The sequence below is a fragment of the Cytobacillus sp. FSL M8-0252 genome, assembly GCF_038007345.1.
Lineage (GTDB): Bacteria > Bacillota > Bacilli > Bacillales > Cytobacillaceae > Cytobacillus > Cytobacillus kochii.
Map to the genome: position 1 here is coordinate 2,846,724 of NZ_JBBOWZ010000001.1, position 19,496 is coordinate 2,866,219.

The 19,496-nt window shown below is 35.3% G+C and carries 21 protein-coding genes; 9 read left to right on the top strand and 12 right to left on the bottom strand.

Going from position 1 to position 19,496, the window contains the following annotated elements:
- Positions 1 to 202 precede the first annotated feature (202 nt).
- Positions 203 to 823: a TetR/AcrR family transcriptional regulator gene (locus MKX83_RS14280; protein WP_095372931.1), complete on the bottom strand. Its 621-nt coding sequence runs from the start codon at positions 821 to 823 to the stop codon at positions 203 to 205.
- A 205-nt stretch (positions 824 to 1,028) separates the two neighbouring features.
- On the opposite strand from MKX83_RS14280, the gene MKX83_RS14285 reads away from it, so the two are divergent.
- Positions 1,029 to 1,775 (top strand): SDR family NAD(P)-dependent oxidoreductase, encoded by a 747-nt coding sequence (locus MKX83_RS14285; protein ID WP_322909504.1) that lies wholly within the window; start codon positions 1,029 to 1,031, stop codon positions 1,773 to 1,775.
- A gap of 51 nt (positions 1,776 to 1,826) precedes the next feature.
- Here MKX83_RS14285 and MKX83_RS14290 read toward each other — a convergent pair whose 3' ends face one another.
- The 4 genes from MKX83_RS14290 to MKX83_RS14305 all read right to left on the bottom strand — a co-directional run bounded on the left by MKX83_RS14290 (position 1,827) and on the right by MKX83_RS14305 (position 4,643).
- Positions 1,827 to 2,138, bottom strand: coding sequence for a hypothetical protein (locus MKX83_RS14290; protein WP_095372929.1), 312 nt, complete (start codon positions 2,136 to 2,138; stop codon positions 1,827 to 1,829).
- 74 nt (positions 2,139 to 2,212) lie between these two features.
- Positions 2,213 to 2,785 carry a TlpA disulfide reductase family protein gene (locus MKX83_RS14295; protein WP_322909505.1) on the bottom strand — a complete coding sequence of 191 codons (573 nt, stop codon included), beginning with the start codon at positions 2,783 to 2,785 and terminating at the stop codon, positions 2,213 to 2,215.
- Between the two features lie 79 nt (positions 2,786 to 2,864).
- Entirely contained in the window at positions 2,865 to 3,635 is a 771-nt protein-coding gene (locus MKX83_RS14300; RefSeq protein WP_322909506.1) for a hypothetical protein, read from the bottom strand.
- 165 nt (positions 3,636 to 3,800) lie between these two features.
- Positions 3,801 to 4,643: a patatin-like phospholipase family protein gene (locus tag MKX83_RS14305; protein ID WP_341055959.1), complete on the bottom strand. Its 843-nt coding sequence runs from the start codon at positions 4,641 to 4,643 to the stop codon at positions 3,801 to 3,803.
- Between the two features lie 415 nt (positions 4,644 to 5,058).
- Here MKX83_RS14305 and MKX83_RS14310 point away from each other — a divergent pair, with 415 nt between their 5' ends.
- From MKX83_RS14310 to MKX83_RS14320, 3 genes are all read left to right on the top strand, one after another.
- Positions 5,059 to 5,544 (top strand): DinB family protein, encoded by a 486-nt coding sequence (locus MKX83_RS14310; protein ID WP_095372926.1) that lies wholly within the window; start codon positions 5,059 to 5,061, stop codon positions 5,542 to 5,544.
- Between the two features lie 178 nt (positions 5,545 to 5,722).
- Positions 5,723 to 7,018 carry an IS110 family transposase gene (locus MKX83_RS14315; protein ID WP_341054155.1) on the top strand — a complete coding sequence of 432 codons (1,296 nt, stop codon included), beginning with the start codon at positions 5,723 to 5,725 and terminating at the stop codon, positions 7,016 to 7,018.
- A gap of 764 nt (positions 7,019 to 7,782) precedes the next feature.
- A complete protein-coding gene (locus MKX83_RS14320) occupies positions 7,783 to 8,493 on the top strand; it encodes a DUF421 domain-containing protein (RefSeq protein WP_224937586.1) in 711 nt (236 codons plus the stop codon).
- Between the two features lie 336 nt (positions 8,494 to 8,829).
- On the opposite strand, the gene MKX83_RS24665 is transcribed toward MKX83_RS14320, so the two are convergent.
- Both MKX83_RS24665 and MKX83_RS14325 read right to left on the bottom strand, forming a co-directional pair.
- Positions 8,830 to 8,985, bottom strand: coding sequence for a YkoP family protein (locus tag MKX83_RS24665; RefSeq protein WP_445293186.1), 156 nt, complete (start codon positions 8,983 to 8,985; stop codon positions 8,830 to 8,832).
- Positions 8,986 to 9,359: 374 nt separating this feature from the next.
- Positions 9,360 to 9,683: a DUF4870 domain-containing protein gene (locus tag MKX83_RS14325; protein WP_191811190.1), complete on the bottom strand. Its 324-nt coding sequence runs from the start codon at positions 9,681 to 9,683 to the stop codon at positions 9,360 to 9,362.
- Positions 9,684 to 9,894: 211 nt separating this feature from the next.
- Here MKX83_RS14325 and MKX83_RS14330 point away from each other — a divergent pair, with 211 nt between their 5' ends.
- From MKX83_RS14330 to MKX83_RS14340, 3 genes are all read left to right on the top strand, one after another.
- Positions 9,895 to 10,674 carry an undecaprenyl-diphosphate phosphatase gene (locus MKX83_RS14330; protein ID WP_224937585.1) on the top strand — a complete coding sequence of 260 codons (780 nt, stop codon included), beginning with the start codon at positions 9,895 to 9,897 and terminating at the stop codon, positions 10,672 to 10,674.
- 106 nt (positions 10,675 to 10,780) lie between these two features.
- A complete protein-coding gene (locus MKX83_RS14335; protein WP_224937584.1) occupies positions 10,781 to 11,908 on the top strand; it encodes an amidohydrolase in 1,128 nt (375 codons plus the stop codon).
- 493 nt (positions 11,909 to 12,401) lie between these two features.
- A complete protein-coding gene (locus MKX83_RS14340) occupies positions 12,402 to 12,962 on the top strand; it encodes a GNAT family N-acetyltransferase (protein ID WP_224937583.1) in 561 nt (186 codons plus the stop codon).
- A gap of 21 nt (positions 12,963 to 12,983) precedes the next feature.
- On the opposite strand, the gene MKX83_RS14345 is transcribed toward MKX83_RS14340, so the two are convergent.
- Both MKX83_RS14345 and MKX83_RS14350 read right to left on the bottom strand, forming a co-directional pair.
- Entirely contained in the window at positions 12,984 to 13,139 is a 156-nt protein-coding gene (locus MKX83_RS14345) for a DUF2639 domain-containing protein (RefSeq protein ID WP_341055961.1), read from the bottom strand.
- 56 nt (positions 13,140 to 13,195) lie between these two features.
- The gene (locus MKX83_RS14350; protein WP_341055962.1) at positions 13,196 to 13,969 is read right to left on the bottom strand and encodes an SDR family oxidoreductase; all 774 of its coding nucleotides are present in this window, start codon (positions 13,967 to 13,969) and stop codon (positions 13,196 to 13,198) included.
- Positions 13,970 to 14,158: 189 nt separating this feature from the next.
- Here MKX83_RS14350 and MKX83_RS14355 point away from each other — a divergent pair, with 189 nt between their 5' ends.
- Together MKX83_RS14355 and MKX83_RS14360 are read left to right on the top strand one after the other, a co-directional pair.
- A complete protein-coding gene (locus tag MKX83_RS14355; RefSeq protein ID WP_224937581.1) occupies positions 14,159 to 14,623 on the top strand; it encodes an Hsp20/alpha crystallin family protein in 465 nt (154 codons plus the stop codon).
- A gap of 18 nt (positions 14,624 to 14,641) precedes the next feature.
- Positions 14,642 to 16,096 carry a flavin monoamine oxidase family protein gene (locus tag MKX83_RS14360; protein ID WP_341055963.1) on the top strand — a complete coding sequence of 485 codons (1,455 nt, stop codon included), beginning with the start codon at positions 14,642 to 14,644 and terminating at the stop codon, positions 16,094 to 16,096.
- A 248-nt stretch (positions 16,097 to 16,344) separates the two neighbouring features.
- Here the strand turns inward: MKX83_RS14360 and MKX83_RS14365 are convergent, their stop codons facing one another.
- The 3 genes from MKX83_RS14365 to MKX83_RS14375 form a co-directional block, all read right to left on the bottom strand.
- Positions 16,345 to 17,115 carry an SDR family NAD(P)-dependent oxidoreductase gene (locus tag MKX83_RS14365; protein WP_224937579.1) on the bottom strand — a complete coding sequence of 257 codons (771 nt, stop codon included), beginning with the start codon at positions 17,113 to 17,115 and terminating at the stop codon, positions 16,345 to 16,347.
- Between the two features lie 104 nt (positions 17,116 to 17,219).
- The gene (locus tag MKX83_RS14370) at positions 17,220 to 17,864 is read right to left on the bottom strand and encodes a GntR family transcriptional regulator (RefSeq protein ID WP_341055965.1); all 645 of its coding nucleotides are present in this window, start codon (positions 17,862 to 17,864) and stop codon (positions 17,220 to 17,222) included.
- Between the two features lie 346 nt (positions 17,865 to 18,210).
- On the bottom strand, positions 18,211 to 19,053 hold the full coding sequence (locus MKX83_RS14375) for a CAP domain-containing protein (protein ID WP_341055968.1): 843 nt from the start codon (positions 19,051 to 19,053) through the stop codon (positions 18,211 to 18,213).
- Between the last annotated feature and the right edge of the window lie 443 nt (positions 19,054 to 19,496).

Sequence of the window (19,496 nt, forward strand, 5' to 3'; positions counted from 1 at the left end):
AGTATGTAACCCGTTACATATTAGACACTCACTATCTGAAGCGTTATTCTCTCATGACTAGGAAAGGCATGTAACGGGTTACATATTTCAGAAAAACTATTTTATTTGATATGTAACGCGTTACACACTCATCTGTAACCGTTTACACAAATTTAGTTTACCATCTATTAAAATTTTGTCAACTTTATTTTATCCCTCCTTTTTATAGAGAGGATTTCTGTTCTATCACCACTTGTTTATACGGTCCTTGAATGGTAACTTTCATGAGTTGCGCAGCCATATATTTAGCGGTATACGGACAATCATTTTTCAACCACCATATAATCACACCTAAAAACGCAGAAGCGTAGAAGCGTATGGCCATTTCTCTTGGTATAGTCAATAAGTCATCATCTGGTTGCATAACGGTCATGCCATCTGCAATAAATTCGCTCAACACAGCTGTTAGTTTATCACGAAAATGAGGCATTGTACTTTCAGACAGCAACACTCTATATATGTAATCATATGTGCCAATTTGCGCAAATAATTGAATAAAGCTTTCATTTGGTGATTCAGTATCATACGTCCCCTTACTTGCTACAAAAGAAGTCTTCATTGCTTCTTTTAACTCATCAATCATGTCATCTGTACTTTGCTCAAGCAAATCGTATTTATCTGTAAAATGGAGATAAAAAGTAGCGCGGTTCAGCATCGCTTTTTTTGTAATTGCCTGCACCGTTACTTTTTCAAAACCTTGTTCTTCTATTAAAGAAATAAGGGCGTCAGTTAACATTCGCTTTGTTCTTACTACACGGGGATCGACTTTTTCTTTTTTCGACATTTTTCTGCTCCTTGTATTAATTATTCTTATTTTTAAACAAATTTGTATGAACTGTTGAGTATACAACGATCTCAACTTTTTTGTTCATTGCTTCATTTTTTCATCAGTTGATATAATCAGATTATCAACGGATTGTTGATAAAGCAACTAGTTGTATTAAAAATCGTACGATATTGTCTAAGTTTTTACCAAATGGGGGTATATCATGAAAAGGTTAGAAGGAAAAGTAGCCATTATTACCGGAGCAGCTAACGGGATGGGTGCAGCAGAAGCAAAGTTATTCGCGAAAGAAGGCGCTAAAGTAGTAGCGACTGATTTACAAATGGAAACTTTAAATAAAGTGGTTGCAGAGATAAAAGAAGCAGGTGGTGAGGCGATTGCCCTTGCCCATAATGTGACGTCTGAAGAACAATGGCAAGCAGTTATAAATGAAGCCATTGAACAATTTGGTAAACTAGATATCCTGATTAACAATGCTGGTGTCGCTTCTCCCAAAACTCTAGAGGATATGTCAATGGATGAATGGAATAAAATTTTAGAAATCGACTTAAATGGTTGTGTAATCGGCATGAAATATGTCATTCCCGAATTAAAGAAAAATGGCAGCGGTTCCATTGTCAATATTTCTTCCATCGGCGGTATAGTTGGCATGGCAGGGACAAGTCCATATACAGCCGCTAAGGGTGCTTTACGAGTATTATCCAAATCTGCAGCAATAGAATATGGAAAAGAAAATATTCGAGTCAATTCTGTACATCCTGGGATTATTTCGACCCCAATGACAGCTCCTTCAATGGAATCTGCCTTACCGTTCTATCAAACTTATACGCAGTTGCCTTATTTCGGCAACCCTGAAGATGTTGCTTACGGTGTCCTTTTCTTAGCATCAGATGAGGCAAGATTTGTTACAGGTACAGAGTTAGTGATTGACGGCGGTTGGACTGCCATATAATAAAGCCTAATCTAAAAACGAGCCGTGACTGATTTCATCGGCTCGTTTCATTTAATATACTTTTGTTTTATTTTGTTTTGAACTAAGACCAGCATCTACAAATAATAACAACGCTGTAATAATATGCATAATCATTCCAACTACCGGAATCCAACCAATAATAGAAGTAATGATACCTGTGATACTACCGTACTTGTTTTCTCCAGCTCTTACGGATAGTACAAGTGTGATTACATGAAGGAAAAACATAACAATAAGTGGCACCCATCCATTTGCGAGGATAAAAATTCCTCCTAGAAAAGGAATGCCAAGAAATGCTTCACATGCACCTGTTATCCATTTTAGTATTGTTGATGTACTCAATTTGCCACATCCTTATTGCTTAATCTAATATTATTATACATTTATACCCACACATTCGTTTTAGAAAACATCCTCTATGGTAAACGTAAAATTTCCTTTTCCAAGAAGTCTTCATTTAGCGCACCTAATACTTTATTTCGAATAATCCCATCCGAATCAATGAAGTAACTAGTTGGGTAGGCAATCACCTCATAGTTATCTAAGACAACGCCTTCAGGGTCCATTGGTATGATGAAGGATAGTTCATTCGCTTTCACGAAATCAGCGGCATTTGTTTCGTTTCTTTCCGTTTTGGTCATATTTACAGCTATGACTTCAAATCCGTCATCTTTATATTCTTTATAAACTTTTTCCATATAAGGCATTTCTTCTTCACAAGGTCCGCACCAGCTTGCCCAAAAATTAAGTAATATTTTCTTTCCTTCATAGTCACTTAGTTGAAATGACTCACCATTCAGTGTTTCCAACTGGATTTCAGGTGCCTTCTGACCAATTTCCAGGCCAACAGCTACATTTTCAGGGTTTTCTATTTCCTCATATTGGTCAATTTGTACTTGTGACAATAAACCTTTGTCCTTTAGAATGGTCCGATCTACGATTAATAAAATAATAAGTAATGAAGCCGCAATGATTAAAAACTTTCTCATAGAACACCTCAACTTAGAACACTTTTCAAAACTGTCTTAATCATACTATAGTTGAGACAACTTTAGCGAATCTTTTACTTCAATGTTGAATGTTTTTTACATACATGATCAATAAACTATAAAAAATTAATTGTTCATCAGCGGGCAAAGGTTGATTCATCATTAAAAAGGGGGTGTTGTTTACCTTGAACGATTCCATCCATTCTCTCGGAATCCATCCTTTTTGTAATTTCCCAAGCTCCCTTCCATTCTCAGATTGAACCAATAGATTCATAAAAGTCCGTTCATACCTTAGCGTATAAGCTCGGCTATCTTTTTGACAAATAAAGCGTTTATTATTGTCATTGTGGAGAAGAATCGTATTACTGTTATAATCAATCTGGATATTGTGTTTTCGCACTGTAATTATTGCAAGCACCCTTTGATCAACAACTAAAGCATAGCGATTTCTATAAATCCAGCGGTCGACAAATGTAGGCAAAAACCAGCGCCACTTATGAAAAGCTAAATCACGAATTTCAGCAGCCGTTCTACCATCTCTATTAAATAATAATAATCTTAAATTCGGTGCTGGTAAAAAACCTATAAGAAATTCCCTTTGTGAAAATATATTTTTTTGCTTGCTATTTGTTGATGCATATGAACTTATCTTTGCTTGATTATTTGCTAACACATAGCTTTGATAAGACATCCCACTATATAAAACAAAGGGTAAACACCACCAAAGAAGCCCGCTAATCTCCTGAAAGAAACTATGATATATGACTAATATCCATAGTGGTATACACGCAACTAAACTACCATTAAGAGAGGCTTGTGCTGATTGCTGATAATATTGCTGAATATTCATGAACTTCCTACCCCGATTCTCTCAATAAATGTATTACTACCAATCTATTATAGAACGAAGGCAATCATGAGTAATATTCATTTTTACCGCCAAAAACCAAAAGAAAAAAGACATTTCTCCTCTTCTATGAGAGAAGAGAATGATCTTTTTTCACCAAACTTTCAATTAAAATATAAATCTTGTTAAACTATCTTCTGCATCCTTATAGCCTTGCTCATAAAAGGCAGATAATTTTTTTAAATCTCTTTCCATTCTTCCCACATCAACCTTCTCAGGTCTAATAATCATCACTTGTCCTTTTTTTTCTTGCTCCTCTAAATATTCAACGGTTTCATTATACATTTTGTAACGATTCATCATTGCTCTTTGGAGCCCTGGATATTGTGGATATTTTCTTCGCAATAAAAAACTCATTCTTGATGGTTTTTTTCGGTAACCTTTGGGTCGTGTTAAAACAACAACAGCTTTATCATATCCATCTGCTTGTGCTTTTCTTATTGGTATGGAATCAGCAATACCACCATCAAGTAACATTCGATTATTAAAAGAAATTTCAGGTGCAATAAAAGGTAATGAACTTGACGCTTTTAAAAGAAGCAACAAGTTTTCCCCATAGTCTTTCTTCCCATAATAAACAGCTTCTCCACTCAGACAATCGGTTGTACCAATAATAAACTTACTTTTCCCGTGAGAGAACGCTTCATAATCATAGGGAACGAGCTTATTTGGAATTTCATCAAAAATAAAGTCCATACCAAATAACTGTTTAGATTTTCGATAATTTCGCAAGGAGAAGTATCTAGGATCAGATACATACTCCACACTTACCTTCTTGTTACGGCCCTTTTGTTTCGATAAATATGAGGCAGCATTCGCGGCTCCTGCAGAAACACCAATTACATATGGAAAAGTAATACCTTTATCTAAAAATAATTCCATTACACCAGCAGAGTATGCCGCTCTCATTCCTCCACCTTCTAATACAAGGGCTGTTTGATGTACATTCATTCTCACAACGAATCCTTTCTTATTAAAGTCCTTGTTCTATTATAACAAGCTTGAGTTGTCTATTCTACGAAAGAGAGGTACGCGATGAATGATAAAAATGCCGGAAAAACGAAAATAGCATTGTGTGCTCTGTCCTAGTGAATGCATATAAAAAAGTTTGCTAAGAAGCTACCCCACTCCTTTTATTAAACACGGTCAGCTGTTCACGAATAATAATGTTATTTAATAAATAATAAAGTTATTTAAAAATGAAGAGCATACATCGTGATCTTGTCAGTTCTTCTTGAACTACCGGGCAGGTTAGTTGAACAAGGAACTTAAACTATGACTGAAGAAATAGTATATAGTAAGTAAAGTTTTTTATATTCCAAACGTATATTTTAAGGTTAATATTTTTTATTGCGGAGGGGTTTTATTGCAAACACTTTTTAAATATAACTGGATGATACGAAAAGATTGGTATAACTGGTGTGAAGATTTAAGTGAGGAAGAGCTTTTGCAAAATCGAACTGGTGGTATGGGCAGTATATTACATACACTTTTCCATATTGTTGATGTCGAGTGGAGCTGGATACGTCTATTACAGGGAAAAGCGGACTTTCAGGAGAGTTTTGATTATTATAACAGCTTGGACAAGGTTCGAAAATTGGACGCAGAATTTCATATGGAAGTAGAGAACTTTGTGAACAACTGGGATGCAAGTATGGAAAATCAATTATTTTACGATACCCTGCCAGATGGAAGAATTGTAACAGATACTTGGGGTGAAGTTATGCGCCATGCCATTGCTCACGAAATTCACCATATAGGACAATTATCAATTTGGGCAAGAGAATTGGGAAGGAAACCGGTTTCTGCAAACCTTATCGGGAGAGGACTTTCCTCTCATTCGACAAAATAGATGCAAGAGTTAAAGATGAGGATTGCTGGAGCGTTCTTTTTTTCTTGTTTAACAAACGGGGCAGCATTCCTGTAATAAGTGAAAATGAAATTTGATAGAAAAAAGACCTCTTGATAAGATAAATGTGTCCTAAGCCGGCTAGCTAAAAGGGACAAAATATCTATTCGGAGGTCTCAAAATGAATTATAACCAAAATCATAAAATAGCTCAAATTACATCAAAAACCTTAATCATTGGTATTGATATTGCCAAACATCATCATGTAGCTAGAGCACAAGATTATCGTGGAATAGAGCTAGGTTCTACTTGCTTTTTTGATAATACTCAAGAAGGAATTAGGACATTTATTAATTGGATTAATCAAATAAAAGATTCATACAAAATGGAGTCTGTCATTACTGGAATGGAGCCAACAGGCCATTATTGGCTTAATTTAGCTCATATTCTAAAGGAGGAACAGATTAAGTTCGTCGCGGTCAACCCCTTACACGTCAAGCACAGTAAGGAACTAGACGATAATTCTCCAACTAAAAATGATGTTAAAGACGCAAAAGTCATTGCACAACTAGTCAAAGATGGTAGATACTCCGAACCAACGATACCACAAGGAGTTTTCGCAGAACTGCGTGTGGCTAAGAAATTGCGTGATCTATTAAATGTAGACTTACAAATAGTGCAAGGACAGATACACAACTGGATTGATCGATATTTTCCAGAGTTCTTTACCGTTTTTAAAAGTTGGGAAGGGAAGGCAGCTCTTCATTTATTAAAGCTGGAAGCATTACCGGAAGAACTGGTGAGATATACAGAAGAAGAATTACTAGAATACCTTAGGCAAGCAGTGAAGCGCAGTATAGGGATTAAGAAGATTCGTGCCTTAAAAGAAGCAGCCAATCGCTCGATTGGCATCCGTCAGGGTGCCATGATGGCTAAAATGGAGTTAAGAACGTTAATTCAAAAGTATGAACTCATTCAAAAAAAGTTCGAAGAGCTTGACCAAACTCTGGATACACTACTTCAAGATATTCCAGGCGTTGATCAAATGTTAAAAATAACAGGAATTGGCCGTGATACAGTGGCGGGTTTCTTCGCTGAAGTAGGCGATTTGAGTGAATACAATCATCCTCGCCAGATAACTAAACTGGCTGGACTTAGCTTAAAAGAAAATACATCAGGTCAGCATAAAGGGAGAACCAGAATAACCAAACGTGGTCGAAAGAAATTACGAGCATTGTTATTCCGAGCATCTATGATTCTAGTAGCCAAGAACAAAGCCTTTAAAGCCCTACATTATTACTACACAATGAGACCTGACAATCCGTTAAAAAAGATGCAGTCTTTAATTGCCTTGTGTAATAAGCTCATCCGTATACTATTCTCTATTGGTAAGAAACAGTTTGTGTTTCAAGAGGAGAAGATGTTGAAGGACATCCCTCATATGCATGCATTTATCCAAGAACAAATAGCAGCTTAATCACTATTAAACTAACGATTAACCAATAGATTTAACAAGATGAACAGACAAAATCAGCATGGGATTAGTTGGCAACGCAACTAACGTAAGGACTTAGATCCTGTGGGGCAGCATGACCGACATCCACCTTATGGAAAGGTTGAACGAAGGAATGTAGGAGCGTAGACTCTGTGAGACTTGGGAGGGTAGACCTCCATAAGAGATGTGGACATCCATTGGTGCGTACATACCTATTTATCCAACTTTTGGGAATCAACCGAAGGTTGGCTAGTTTCCTGCGCTCATTTTCTTCGTAAACAGCTTGATTGTGTACTTTTCACTCTAATCAAATCTGTAAAGTAAAACAAGTTAGATAGCAATACGGTGAAAAACTGCGTAATTAAGAGATAAGTGTTTGTTTATTGAGGGAGGTTAATTGAATACGAATGAATCAGAAGATCGTCATTAAAGGCGATCTTCTTTCTTGTCACTGTTTCAGATAAAAGAATAACTAACCGTTGGAATCAATTTATAGTAATAAATTTTATTAATTGGAAAATAATAGTACAAAGAATGAGGGAGAAAAGGAAATACAGGGGAAACTTCGCTCGAGTCGATACCCGCTTATAGAGTCATGAGGTTTGGGAAGTCTTGCTTCAGCTTTCGTGCCGGACATGGCACTGCTAAAACCAGTTTGTCCAAATAATATATTTTCTTATCTTATGAATTCAGGCTGATCAAGATAAGTCTTCTTTTCTAATTCTGTTTAAAGGGTGTGTAAGATTATGGAATTTTTCACTTCGCAGGAATCCTTAACTATTGTCCAATGGATGCTCCGGGCAATTGTTGGATTTGTGTTTTTCATCATACTTGTCAAATTAATGGGTCAGCGTTCCCTTTCCCAAGTAGGACTTCTCGATTTTGTTATCGTGCTGATTATTGGAAATATTATTGCCCATCCGCTGTCCGATGAAGGATTAGGTCTGGAAGGGTCGATGATTACAATGAGTGTTATTTTAATCTTGTATATAATCGGAATCTACCTAAGTTTGCATTTTAGACATTTTAGAAAGTGGTTTATCACCGATCCGATTCCATTAATAGAAAATGGAATGATTAATAACCGTAATATGAAACGTGCCCGAATTTCACTTGATGAACTGCAGACCGAATTGCGAATGAAGAATATTGAAGAAATCCAAAAAGTCGCACTTGCCTTATGGGAGCATGGTGGCAAGGTTTCCATCTTTCTGAAGACGGAACATTTGCCTTTAACAGCCGTCACATTTAGCAAACCAGTCAAACCTTTTTATTTTCCAAATACCGTTATAAAAGAGGGAACGATTGATTGTAAACAGTTGCATCAATTAGGCAGGGATGAAGAATGGATTCTTAAAAAACTTCAAGATACCTATCCAAATATAACCATCAAAGATATTCTGCTTGGTACCGTAGATGACAAGGAAGATCTAAGTATATTCCTATATAATTCCTGAGCTTCCTCATGATCTTATTTTCCTCTGAGCAGTTGCAACCGCCAGGATGTTTTCCAATTTAAATAGCTGGAATTTTTTGTTTGCATAGCAAGAAGCAAGAATCGCGGACAATCCTTTTTTTCTTTGAAGAAGTTAACTAAAAGAAAATGTTGAGGCTAAGCTATTTTATTAGATGTTTTTATATTTATATAAGCGATCTTTCGACATGAATAAATATATAGGAGATGGCTTTTCTCTTTTTGATACACTATTATGAAGACAAAAAATAAATTGGTAGCACGAAAGCTTTTTTGAATAATTTATAATATCGGTTGTGGATGGCAAATGTTTCAAACCCTAATTTCCTACAACTTTATTAAGCATTGTAATGCCGACTAATCCCTTTTTTTCATTAACATTATCATGCAATTGTATACATTTAGCTATTAATGGAAGTGATTCCTTAACTTTTTTATAGATCATTGAAGCTTTTCTTGTTTCACTATCAAATATCTTGTTTCTGCCTTAGTAATTCTACATTATGGAGGTGGATTTTTAGAAGTACATCATTTTATTTATTACTGTTCCGTCCGATAAAGTTATTTTTTCCTTTGTACCTTGTTATACGAACACGCATAATGGAATGATATTTCAAAATTAAACGTGTTTATTATCTCTATACATCAGCTACCCTATCTTTGACACCCAAACCTACTTAAATCAAAGAATCACCGAATAAGCATTCCTCTATGAATGAAGCAATCATTTACTTTGTTCCTTATTAGTATTTAAGCCAATAATTCGGCTTACAATGGAAAGGCCAAAAAGAAAACACGAACATTGATTTGTTCGCGTCTTCTTTTTGGCCTTTTATATTTACTCGTTTATTAGAGGATACGGATGATAAACGGGATGCGATACTCTTCCCCTTCAAACGCCTTAACGGCTGCAATAATGGTAAATACGATAAATGCAATGCCAAATATCGCTGCTAATAAATAACCAATGAGCACTAACATCAAGATCGTACTAATGATTCCATAAACAAAGTAAGTAATGAGGAAGTTAAAATACTGTCTTCCATGATAGTCTACAAGCTTTGAGCTATCTTTCTTTATAAGCCAAATAACAAGTGGTCCTATAAATACAGTAAAGAAACTAATAATATAAATGCCCGCAGCAAGTATTCTGTCTGTTTGTGAATCTTTCATTGTTGTTTTCCCCTTTCTCTTATTCCTTCTTGTACTATATACCTATTTTACGAAGATTATTATAAAAAGTTTCAAAGTTTTTATTTTCAAATTTCGGTTCTTCTATTGGACAACTTGAATACATTTATAAAAGCGAGAGAAAACAAGTTGATACGTGAGTTCCCCTTATTTTACTACTAGGAAAAAAATAAACAAATAGGTGATTTATATGATGTCAAAAATTGAAGCATTTATTCTTGGAATCATTCAAGGGATAACAGAATTTCTTCCTATTTCAAGCACTGGGCATTTGTATCTTGGAAGACATTTATTTGGTCTTGATGAAGCAGGATTATTTTTAGATACCATGCTCCATATTGGTACACTATTAGCTGTCCTTGTTGTTTATAAAAATGAGTTACTAGAAATCATAAAAAATCCATTCGGAAAGTTATCTATGCTGCTTGTCATTGGTACGATTCCTGCTGTCTTTGTTGGTTTATTATTTAATGATCTATTTGAGACGATCTCAAAAACCGGCGTCACCATTGGCTGGGAATTTATTATTACCGGAATCATTCTTTGGTTCTCAGATAGTATTAAAAATGGTGCGAAAAAGATGAAAGATATTAGCTATAGTGATGCATTATTTATTGGTAGTTTTCAAGCAATAGCGATATTCCCTGCTATTTCAAGATCAGGTTTAACAATCGCTGCAGGGCTCATCCGTAAACTTGATCGAGAAACAGCTGCATACTTTTCATTTTTACTATCTATACCGACCATAGCAGGAGGCATTGTGCTGCAATTTGGTGAAATGTATGCTGGTCATATTGAAGCCATTAGCTTTGGCAGTATGTTAATTGCCACACTTGCATCAGCCATTTTCGGTTATATTGCCGTTGTTTGGATGATTAATTTTCTAAAAAGAAAATCACTAAAGATATTTGCCGTTTATGTTTGGATTTTAGGATTAACAATCCTATTTATGCAAATGGCAGGCATTTTTTAAATTTATTCTCATGAGTAGGTTCTTGATTTCTACTCACTTTTTTGTCACTTTAACAGTGTATTTGCTAAGGATGAATTTTATTAAGCAGAAAAAGGACTGGATGCTGATGTCGACGATACTTTTTAAAAATGCCATTGTCTATCCCATTACTTCAAAGCCTTTCCACGGAGATGTATTAATAAAAAATCGTATAGTGAAAAAGATCGGAAAAGATATTCAAGATTTGCATGCACAAGTCGTTGATTGTTCTCATGGTTTTCTGTTACCTGGTTTTATTGATGTGCATACACATATTGGATTATATGACGAGGGGACTGGTTGGGCTGGTAATGATGCGAACGAGACAACACAGCCATTAACACCACATATTCGGGCAATCGATGGCATCCACCCTTTTGACCCTGCCTTTCGTGATGCACTTAAAGCTGGGATAACTACTGTTCACGTAATGCCAGGCAGTGCGAATATTATTGGTGGCACCACATCCATCTTGAAAACGTACGGCAATAGTGTTGAAGAGATGCTTGTTAAAGAAACTGCTGGATTAAAAATTGCTCTTGGAGAAAACCCTAAAAAAGTTCATAGTCATAGCAATGATCATTCAATTACTAGAATGGGCATTATGGGGATGTTAAGAGAAGCGTTTTATAATGTTCATGCTAATCCAAATGAAGTAAACCTGCGCACATCCCCTATTATTAAAGCACTTACACAAGAAATACCTGTACGAATCCATGCCCATAGAGCAGACGATATTTTAACTGCACTACGATTTGCTAAAGAGTTTCATTTAGATATACGAATTGAACATTGTACAGAGGGTCATTTAATTACTCCTTATTTAGGTAAGAATCTCCAAGTGAGCGTTGGACCAACATTAACAAGACGATCAAAAGTAGAGTTAAAAAACAAGACGTGGGACACTTATAAAATCCTCGATCAAGCAGGTGTCTCCGTTTCAATAACTACCGATCATCCTTATACACCTATTCAATACTTAAACATTTGCGCAAGTATTGCTGTTCGAGAAGGTTTATCCGAACAAAAAGCATTGGAGGGAATAACGATCGCTGCCGCTAAAAACTTAAAAATCGATCATATCGTTGGAAGCATTGAAGAAGGGAAAGAAGCTGATCTTGTACTCTGGAGCCACCATCCTTTTCATTTTCTAGCAAAACCAAAATGGACAATGGTCTCAGGCAATTGGGCATATACAAATGCGGTGGATAAATAACATGATAAGGAGACAGATTTATCTTTAAATTAGAATTTCCGTCTCCTAACTCTGTCTAAATAATGATAAGGTTTCTTCACCATTTATCTCCAATCATTAAACTTTTTTTATGCCCCTACCTCACTTCACCTCAATGAATCGTACTTTTTTCACCATCTCACCTATTGATTGCTTTTTGCCATTTTACCTTTAGAATCAGGTATGCAAAAAATGGAGAAATTTGGCGAAAAATAATCTTAAAAATAAGGTAAAAAATCTATTCCCTTTTTGCTATTTTTTTAGTATTATACTTTCATAAAATAATATTTTTAGTCGATAATATCTTTTGTTTTTGGATATTGGGAAGGCAAATGGTGCGCCACCAGTTTACTGGTTCTAGTGGGTTCGATTCCCACCCCGAAATTTTTTAGTTACATTACAAAAAATTTCGAGGGTGGGCCTTTTCTGTCTTTTTGGCATGGAGTAGGTTTACTCTCACGTGGAGGGATAACCAATGCTGAAAAAACGTGACCTAAATGATTGTCAAGTTTTATTCGAATTGATGACGCACCCCGATGTCTTCCCTTTTGTGCGTCATAAAGCTCAATCTTATGAAGAACTGTTATTTATTACGAAACAAACGCTCGAAGCTGAGGAACAAGAAAAACTCATCTCTCGCACCATTACAGATGAATGGAATAATCCAATAGGCACAATTAGCTTATATGACATTGAAAACCAAGCTGGTTTTCTTGGCACATGGATCGGTAAACCTTATCATGGTAAAGGTTATAATCAATTAGCCAAAGATGCTTTCTTTAATGAACTTTTTTATGATTTAAATATTGAAACCATTTTTATGCGCATAAAAAAAGAAAATATTCGTTCATTAAAAGCTGCCCAGAAACTACCTTATGCCATTTATGCCAATGAATCACGTAAAAGTTTGTATGAAAAAATAAATGAAACTGGCCAGATTTACGATTTATTTGAAATCCCTAAAGATCTTTATTCTCTTCATATGCTTAGAGAAGGACTTACAGTAGAAGATACAACGCATCTAAAAGAAGCTTAAAAAAACAAGGGAGTTAAATAGCTACCCTTGTTTTTTATTCGCTAAAACCTGTTGATAAATTTTTCTGACTTCATAGGTCTTGTAAAGTTCTAATTTCCGCAACTCTATTGGATGTCTATTGACACCAAATTCTTTTAGTTTTGCAATATACCAGCCTTTTGAACCTTGAGAAGCCATTCTCATCTCTCCCACAGTCTTTTTAACAATATATGTGATAAGAATCGGAGACATGCTTATTGATGAAGGTTTTTTCCTAACACATCTTTTGCTCCAGTTATTGGGATGACACTACCCGTGATAAAGCTAGATGCAGGTTCAATAAGAAAAGCAATCACCCTCGCCACATCCTCCCCTGTGCCAGGGCGCCCTACAGGAGTTCGATCATCTTTTACTGTACAGGCATCGTCTATATCACTCTCTTTCCACTTGCCAATTATATCCCCTGGGCAAACCATATTAACTGTTATGCCATTTTCCGCTTCTTCTAAGGCAAGCGTTTTTGTTAATGAGACTACACCTGATTTTGCTGCAGCAAAAGCCGAACGATACATCCATCCTGGGGCAGTTTCGGCGCGATCAAAACCTATTGTAATGATTCTCCCCCAATTCCCCTTTCTCATGAGTGGAATGATGGCTTTGCCTAATATAAATAAAGCTTGTAGATTTCCATTTATTAAATAAGACCATTCATCTAAAGAGTATTCAATCATTTTCTTTTTTTCATGAATATATGGGCCTGCGTTATGTATCAAGATATCAATTGAATCTGTTTTCGCTAATGATTGCTGTATGAGATAATTACATTCATCTTCATTCGTAATATCTGCTTTAATGGCAATATTTTTTGTCCCATATTTGTTAGTAAGGGCCTCACAAAGTTCAATTGCTTTTTGTTCGCTATGTCTATAATTAATAATCACATTTACATTTTGCTCTGCTACTTTCCAAGCAATACTGCTACCGATACCGGTTGACCCACCAGTAATTAACGCTGTCTTTGTATTCACGTAACAACCCCTTTTAGTTAGAATTTTTAAAATTATTATTTAATTTTAATACTAATCACTATAAAGTAATGTTGCAAGTGATTTGAATTGATGTTTTTTTAACGAAAATAGAAATGTTGCATAAATTAATGAATAGGCGATTATCATCATCGGAAAGATCATCTCTTTTTTTGGAAGGGTGAAAAGTGTATGTTCCCTTGGAATCAATTCCCATTTAATAAAGAAATGAAGGCCAAATTCGAAAAATTAAACCAAAAAGAAGTCAATGAGTATGTACAAGGGATGCTCGGAAAAGTCTTTCCGAATGACCTTCAATATTCAAACGAGCAAAAACAAGAAGAAACTCAACATACAACAGAAAATAGTCAATCACAAAGTAAATTAAGATTTCGTGTCTTGGAGACACATAAATATGTTTTTGTGCGAATAGAAATCCAAAAACGAGAATGGTTAAAGCAATTAAAAATGTATCATACAACCAATCAACTCATTCTCGAACATATTCCAAAGGACAGTGACCAAACACTTATTACATTACCGACTCTTGTAAATAAAAAAGGCGCTAAAGCAGACTACCAAGATGCCATTTTAGAAATCCAACTTTATAAGTTGATTGACCGGCAATTATCTGAAATACATGTCGATGACCATTAGTTAGGAGGAAGAAAAAGTATGTTACTACCTAAATACCCTAACGACATGCTTTCCATCATCAAAAATGGATTACCAAATATAAAACAAAGAAAGAAGAATGTCTTGATTGCAGGTGCAGGCATGGCTGGATTAGTTTCAGCCTCACTCCTTAAACAAGCGGGGCATACTGTCACTGTCCTAGAAGGGAATAACCGTATAGGAGGTAGAATCTACACGCTTAGGTCCCCTTTTACAAATGGGAATTATCTTAATATGGGTGCGATGAGAATTCCTCATACACATAAACTCGTATTAAAATATATAGAAAAGTTTCAATTGCCATTATCGCCTTTTATTAATAGTCATCCAAACGATATTATTTATATTAATAATAGGAAAATTTCAAGAAAACAATACGAAGAAAATCCAAACTTACTTGATTTTCATTTAAATAAAAATGAGCAAGGAAAGACAGCCTTTACACTATTACAAGATGCGGTAGAGCCATTTATCACACTCTATAATAATAGTACAGAAGAAGAAAAGAAAAAAATGGTCTCAGAATACGACAAATATTCCATGGTCGATTTTTTAAAATATAACCCTTTAGCAACGCCTTTATCTTCAAATGCGATCAGATTAATTAGTATTCTCTTAGGTATTGAAGGGTTTCAAGAATTATCATTTATGTCGATTTTATCTAGTGTCCTCTCCCCACTCTTTCAACCTGATATCAAATATTTTGAAATAAGAGGTGGGAATGATCGACTTCCCTACTCCTTTCAAATGGAATTAGCATCGAACCTATTTTACAATCAAAAAATAGAAAGTATCAAACAAGGTAGTAATAAAGTATACATATATGTCCATGATACATATCAACATACTTTTAAAACGTATACAGGTGATTATTGTCTTATTACCTTACCGTTTACTACACTTCAATTTATAGATTTACTACCCAAAAATAGCATTAGTCAAAAAAAATGGCAGGCCATTAGAGAATTGCAAAACATTACTTCAATGAAAATTGGAATTGAGTTTAGTAGCCCTTTTTGGGAAAGGTACAACTTTGGTCATGTCATAACTGATTTACCGATTCGTTTTAGCTATATTCCAAGTAGAGTAAATAATGATGCACCAGCAGTTTTACTTGCAAGCTATAGTTGGGGCAGTGACGCTTTATTATGGAATAGCTTGTCACAATCAGATATTACGAGGGAAGTCTTGAAATGCTTAAGTGAAGTATATGGCAATATTGTCTATAAAGAATACCTAAGAACCGTTACATTTAATTGGAGCAGAAATTCATTTTCTGCAGGTTGTTTCACGTTATATGCACCAGGTCAACAAAAACATTTTGGTGAGGAGGTAAGTAAACCCTCCGGCAGACTTCATTTTGCTGGGGAGCATGCATCCTTATTCCCTGGCTGGATTGAAGGAGCAATCGAGTCAGGGATTCGTGCAGCGGCAGAAATTCACATGAGGGAATAGTCATAATAAAAAACGGTGAAAAAGCCATAAATAATACAAAGACCTTTTCACCGTATATGTTATTTAAGTAACAGTATATCCACCGTCAACTGTTACAGATTGAACCGTAAGTAAGCTTTACCCATCTTTACGCTCATATCAGCAATGACAACGTTTGCACATTTTTCACTGCATGCCTTGACATCTACATAGCCAATCACTGTAACACCACTCGTGATGATATGCTTTCGCGTAAGTTTATTTACAAATTAAACCGATGTAGCACCTTGTCCACCATCGATACGATAATATGAACCTGAAATAAATGAAGCTTTTTCTGATGATAAAAATACCATTAGATCAGCAATTTCCTCAGCTGTTGCATATCTTTTCATTGGTACAGAGCTTTCAAATTGTGTACGTGCATTCTCTGTTTGTTCAGGCATGGCGTTTGCTTCAATGGATCTCATCATTTGTGTATCTACACCAGATGGTGCAACCGCATTTACTCTGACACCATAATCTGCCGCTTCTAATGCAGCCGTTTTGTTTAACCCGATTACCGCATGTTTAGATGCAACATAAAGTCCCATACCTGGTGCACCTAATAAACCACCGTTTGAAGCCGTATTAACGATTGCCCCACCTTTTTGAGCTTTCATCACAGGTAAAACATATTTTAATCCTAAAAACGCACCGTAAACATTTACACCAAATACTGCATCAAAATTTTTCTTTGTTTGCTCATCTAAGATGGCAAAATCGCCATTGATTCCAGCGTTATTTATAAATGTATCGATACGACCAAATGCTTGTTGGGTATCTTCAACATATTTCTTTACATCTTCTTCTTTTGTTACATCAGCTGATAACAGTAAAATCTCCTCAGCATCAATAGAAGCAGCAGCCTTTTCTAATGCTTCTTTAGATAAATCTACTAGTGCGAGCTTAGCACCTTCTTTAGCAAAAGCTTTAGCTGCTGCTATTCCAATACCACCTGCGGCACCTGTAATTAGTACTACTTTGTTGGCAAAATTCATCTGATATTCCTCCCTTTTGTTTCATACAAAATAATCATACTACTAAAATTGTATATTGTCGACAATTTTGTTTGCTATAATAGGATGCCCAAAAAGTGGCATCCTTATTCTAACGTTTCTAATAAAAGAGCTGGAACTACATCCTTCGCTTCAGTAATCTTATTTTCCATTAGATTTTTGGTAATTAATTTCATTTTCGGATGAAAACGATTCATCGTATTCATTGTCCATTTCACTTGGGCAAACACCGTTAATATATAAACAGATTCATAATAAAATTTAGATAGTGCTTTATTATTCGCCACTTCAAAAAAGAATGTTGTTAAACCCGTGGATTTCATTTGATAACCAATGAGATCACCTGCAAGGAACGCTTCTTCCACAGCATTGAGTTTTAATTTTAACGTTTCTTTCGTTTCATCATGCCATCGATTCGAAGTCATATCTAGTGCCATTTGAATGAGTCCAACCATGACATGTGTATATTCTTTAATATCTTCTGTCGTAAAGGATTTTACAACTGTCCCTTTTCGATGAATACGCTCGACAATATTGTCTACTTGAAGTAAATATAATGCTTCTCTCACTGGAGCTCTGCTTGTTTTTAGCTCCTCTGCTATTTTCTCTTCAATAATTTTATCTCCAGGAATATAAGAACCTTCCATGATTTTCGTTAATATGTATTTGGCAATTTGTTCAGGAAGCGATTCACCAAATCGCTGTTCATTATTAAATAAAAAATCCTTCAAACCATTCACTCCGATGTTTAATTACTCTTTATTTATACATTATATCATTTAATTAGAACGATTTGGAAATTTAATCAGAATTGGATGAGTAAGCCGTCCGGTATATAGTTGTAATCAGATGGTTGTAAAAATTAATTTGGTATCCATCAAATTCATGCACATAAACTCAAACTATATTGGTAGATATTCATAAATAAACCTCACTTTGCTACATTAAGTCAAATCATAAAGTCTGAATATGTATTTGTTTTTATAAAGGAATAATAAAAAGATGAGCAACGTCTGCATCATATGATACAGGTGTTGCTCATCTTGAAGGATAATTTTAAGCGTATTTATCCGATGATTATTTACCGATGAACATTTGAGTCCAGTAATTACCGTTCTCAACATAACCTACCCCAAGGTGAGTATAGCTAGAGTTAAGAATGTTTTCACGGTGACCTTGGCTATTCATCCATGCTTGTACTACTTCTTCTGGTGTTTGTTGACCTTGGGCAATGTTTTCACCTGCTGAAGTATAAGAAATACCAAATTGTTTCATCATATCAAATGGAGAACCATATGTTGGGCTGTTATGATCGAAATACCCTTTTGTTTGCATATCACGAGATTTTTCACGCGCTACCTTACTAAGCTCCACATCAAGTTTTAATGCAGGAAGACCAGCATTTGCACGCTCTTTATTTGTTAAATCAAGGACTTGTTGTTCATATGCACTAACTTCAGATGAAGCTTCTTCTGATGGTGCTTGTGCTTCTTCAGTTACTTCTTGCTCTGGTTGTTTTTCTGGTTGTGCTGCTTCTTCAGCTGGTTGTTTTTCCGGTTGTGCTGCTTCTTTAGCCGGTTGTTTTTCTGGTTGTGCTGCTTCTTTAGCTGGCTGTTCCGCTTGCTCTGGTTGTGCTGCATGCGCTTTACCTTGTTCTAATGCTGCTTGTGCTTTTTCTTTCGCTTGACTTAAGATATTTTGAATATCTTCTTGATTCCAATTCACATTATATTTACCCATGCAATCTTGCATCACTTTATTAATATAATCTTGGTTTAACATATTAGAAGTTTGATAGACAAAAGCCTTTGTATCTACTTTTACCTGAGCTGGCTCTGCCGCTTCTGCCTTGTTTAAACCTGGTGCTGATACTAGTAATGCAGCTGCTGCCGCTACTGAAAAAATAACTTTCTTACTCATAATCTATTTCCTCCCTAATGGATGTTTTTTGTTGTTTCTTGCTGTGACATAATCATATCATAGGTTTTTTTGTAATATTTTTGGGAGGAAATAGCAATGAATTATTCTTGTATGGTTCTATCTAAAAATAGAAAGAAAAAACGTTATGATTAGTAGGTTTGTTTGATTTTTAGAGAATAGGTTTTTTTATCATTAATTGGTAATGACACTATCGTGTTTCCATTTATATACTAAAATACTATACTTGACAACTTAAAAAAACCTTTTTCTCTTTTACGTTTATTACATGAAGGTAACATTCGTGATAATTATTATGCAACTATAATGAAATGATATCAAAGCCTAAAAACCTTGATATAAGGCGGTTTGTAGCATATAAACCTATTTTCATTTGCCTATTGAAGAGGAAGGGAAATACATCCCTATCCTTCTATATAAAAGGC

Excerpts from the sequence above, each read along its gene's own strand:
- MKX83_RS14340 (WP_224937583.1), top strand. The coding sequence starts at position 12,402 with ATGCTGAAAAAACGTGACCTAAATGATTGTCAAGTTTTATTCGAATTG.
- MKX83_RS14280 (WP_095372931.1), bottom strand. The coding sequence starts at position 823 with ATGTCGAAAAAAGAAAAAGTCGATCCCCGTGTAGTAAGAACAAAGCGA.
- MKX83_RS14295 (WP_322909505.1), bottom strand. The coding sequence starts at position 2,785 with ATGAGAAAGTTTTTAATCATTGCGGCTTCATTACTTATTATTTTATTA.
- MKX83_RS14300 (WP_322909506.1), bottom strand. The coding sequence starts at position 3,635 with ATGAATATTCAGCAATATTATCAGCAATCAGCACAAGCCTCTCTTAAT.
- MKX83_RS14355 (WP_224937581.1), top strand. The coding sequence starts at position 14,159 with ATGTTCCCTTGGAATCAATTCCCATTTAATAAAGAAATGAAGGCCAAA.
- MKX83_RS14325 (WP_191811190.1), bottom strand. The coding sequence starts at position 9,683 with ATGAAAGATTCACAAACAGACAGAATACTTGCTGCGGGCATTTATATT.
- MKX83_RS14360 (WP_341055963.1), top strand. The coding sequence starts at position 14,642 with ATGTTACTACCTAAATACCCTAACGACATGCTTTCCATCATCAAAAAT.
- MKX83_RS14330 (WP_224937585.1), top strand. The coding sequence starts at position 9,895 with ATGTCAAAAATTGAAGCATTTATTCTTGGAATCATTCAAGGGATAACA.
- MKX83_RS14345 (WP_341055961.1), bottom strand. The coding sequence starts at position 13,139 with ATGGCTTCTCAAGGTTCAAAAGGCTGGTATATTGCAAAACTAAAAGAA.
- MKX83_RS14320 (WP_224937586.1), top strand. The coding sequence starts at position 7,783 with ATGGAATTTTTCACTTCGCAGGAATCCTTAACTATTGTCCAATGGATG.
- MKX83_RS14335 (WP_224937584.1), top strand. The coding sequence starts at position 10,781 with ATGTCGACGATACTTTTTAAAAATGCCATTGTCTATCCCATTACTTCA.
- MKX83_RS14285 (WP_322909504.1), top strand. The coding sequence starts at position 1,029 with ATGAAAAGGTTAGAAGGAAAAGTAGCCATTATTACCGGAGCAGCTAAC.
- MKX83_RS14365 (WP_224937579.1), bottom strand. The coding sequence starts at position 17,115 with ATGAATTTTGCCAACAAAGTAGTACTAATTACAGGTGCCGCAGGTGGT.
- MKX83_RS14315 (WP_341054155.1), top strand. The coding sequence starts at position 5,723 with ATGAATTATAACCAAAATCATAAAATAGCTCAAATTACATCAAAAACC.
- MKX83_RS14375 (WP_341055968.1), bottom strand. The coding sequence starts at position 19,053 with ATGAGTAAGAAAGTTATTTTTTCAGTAGCGGCAGCAGCTGCATTACTA.
- MKX83_RS14305 (WP_341055959.1), bottom strand. The coding sequence starts at position 4,643 with ATGAATGTACATCAAACAGCCCTTGTATTAGAAGGTGGAGGAATGAGA.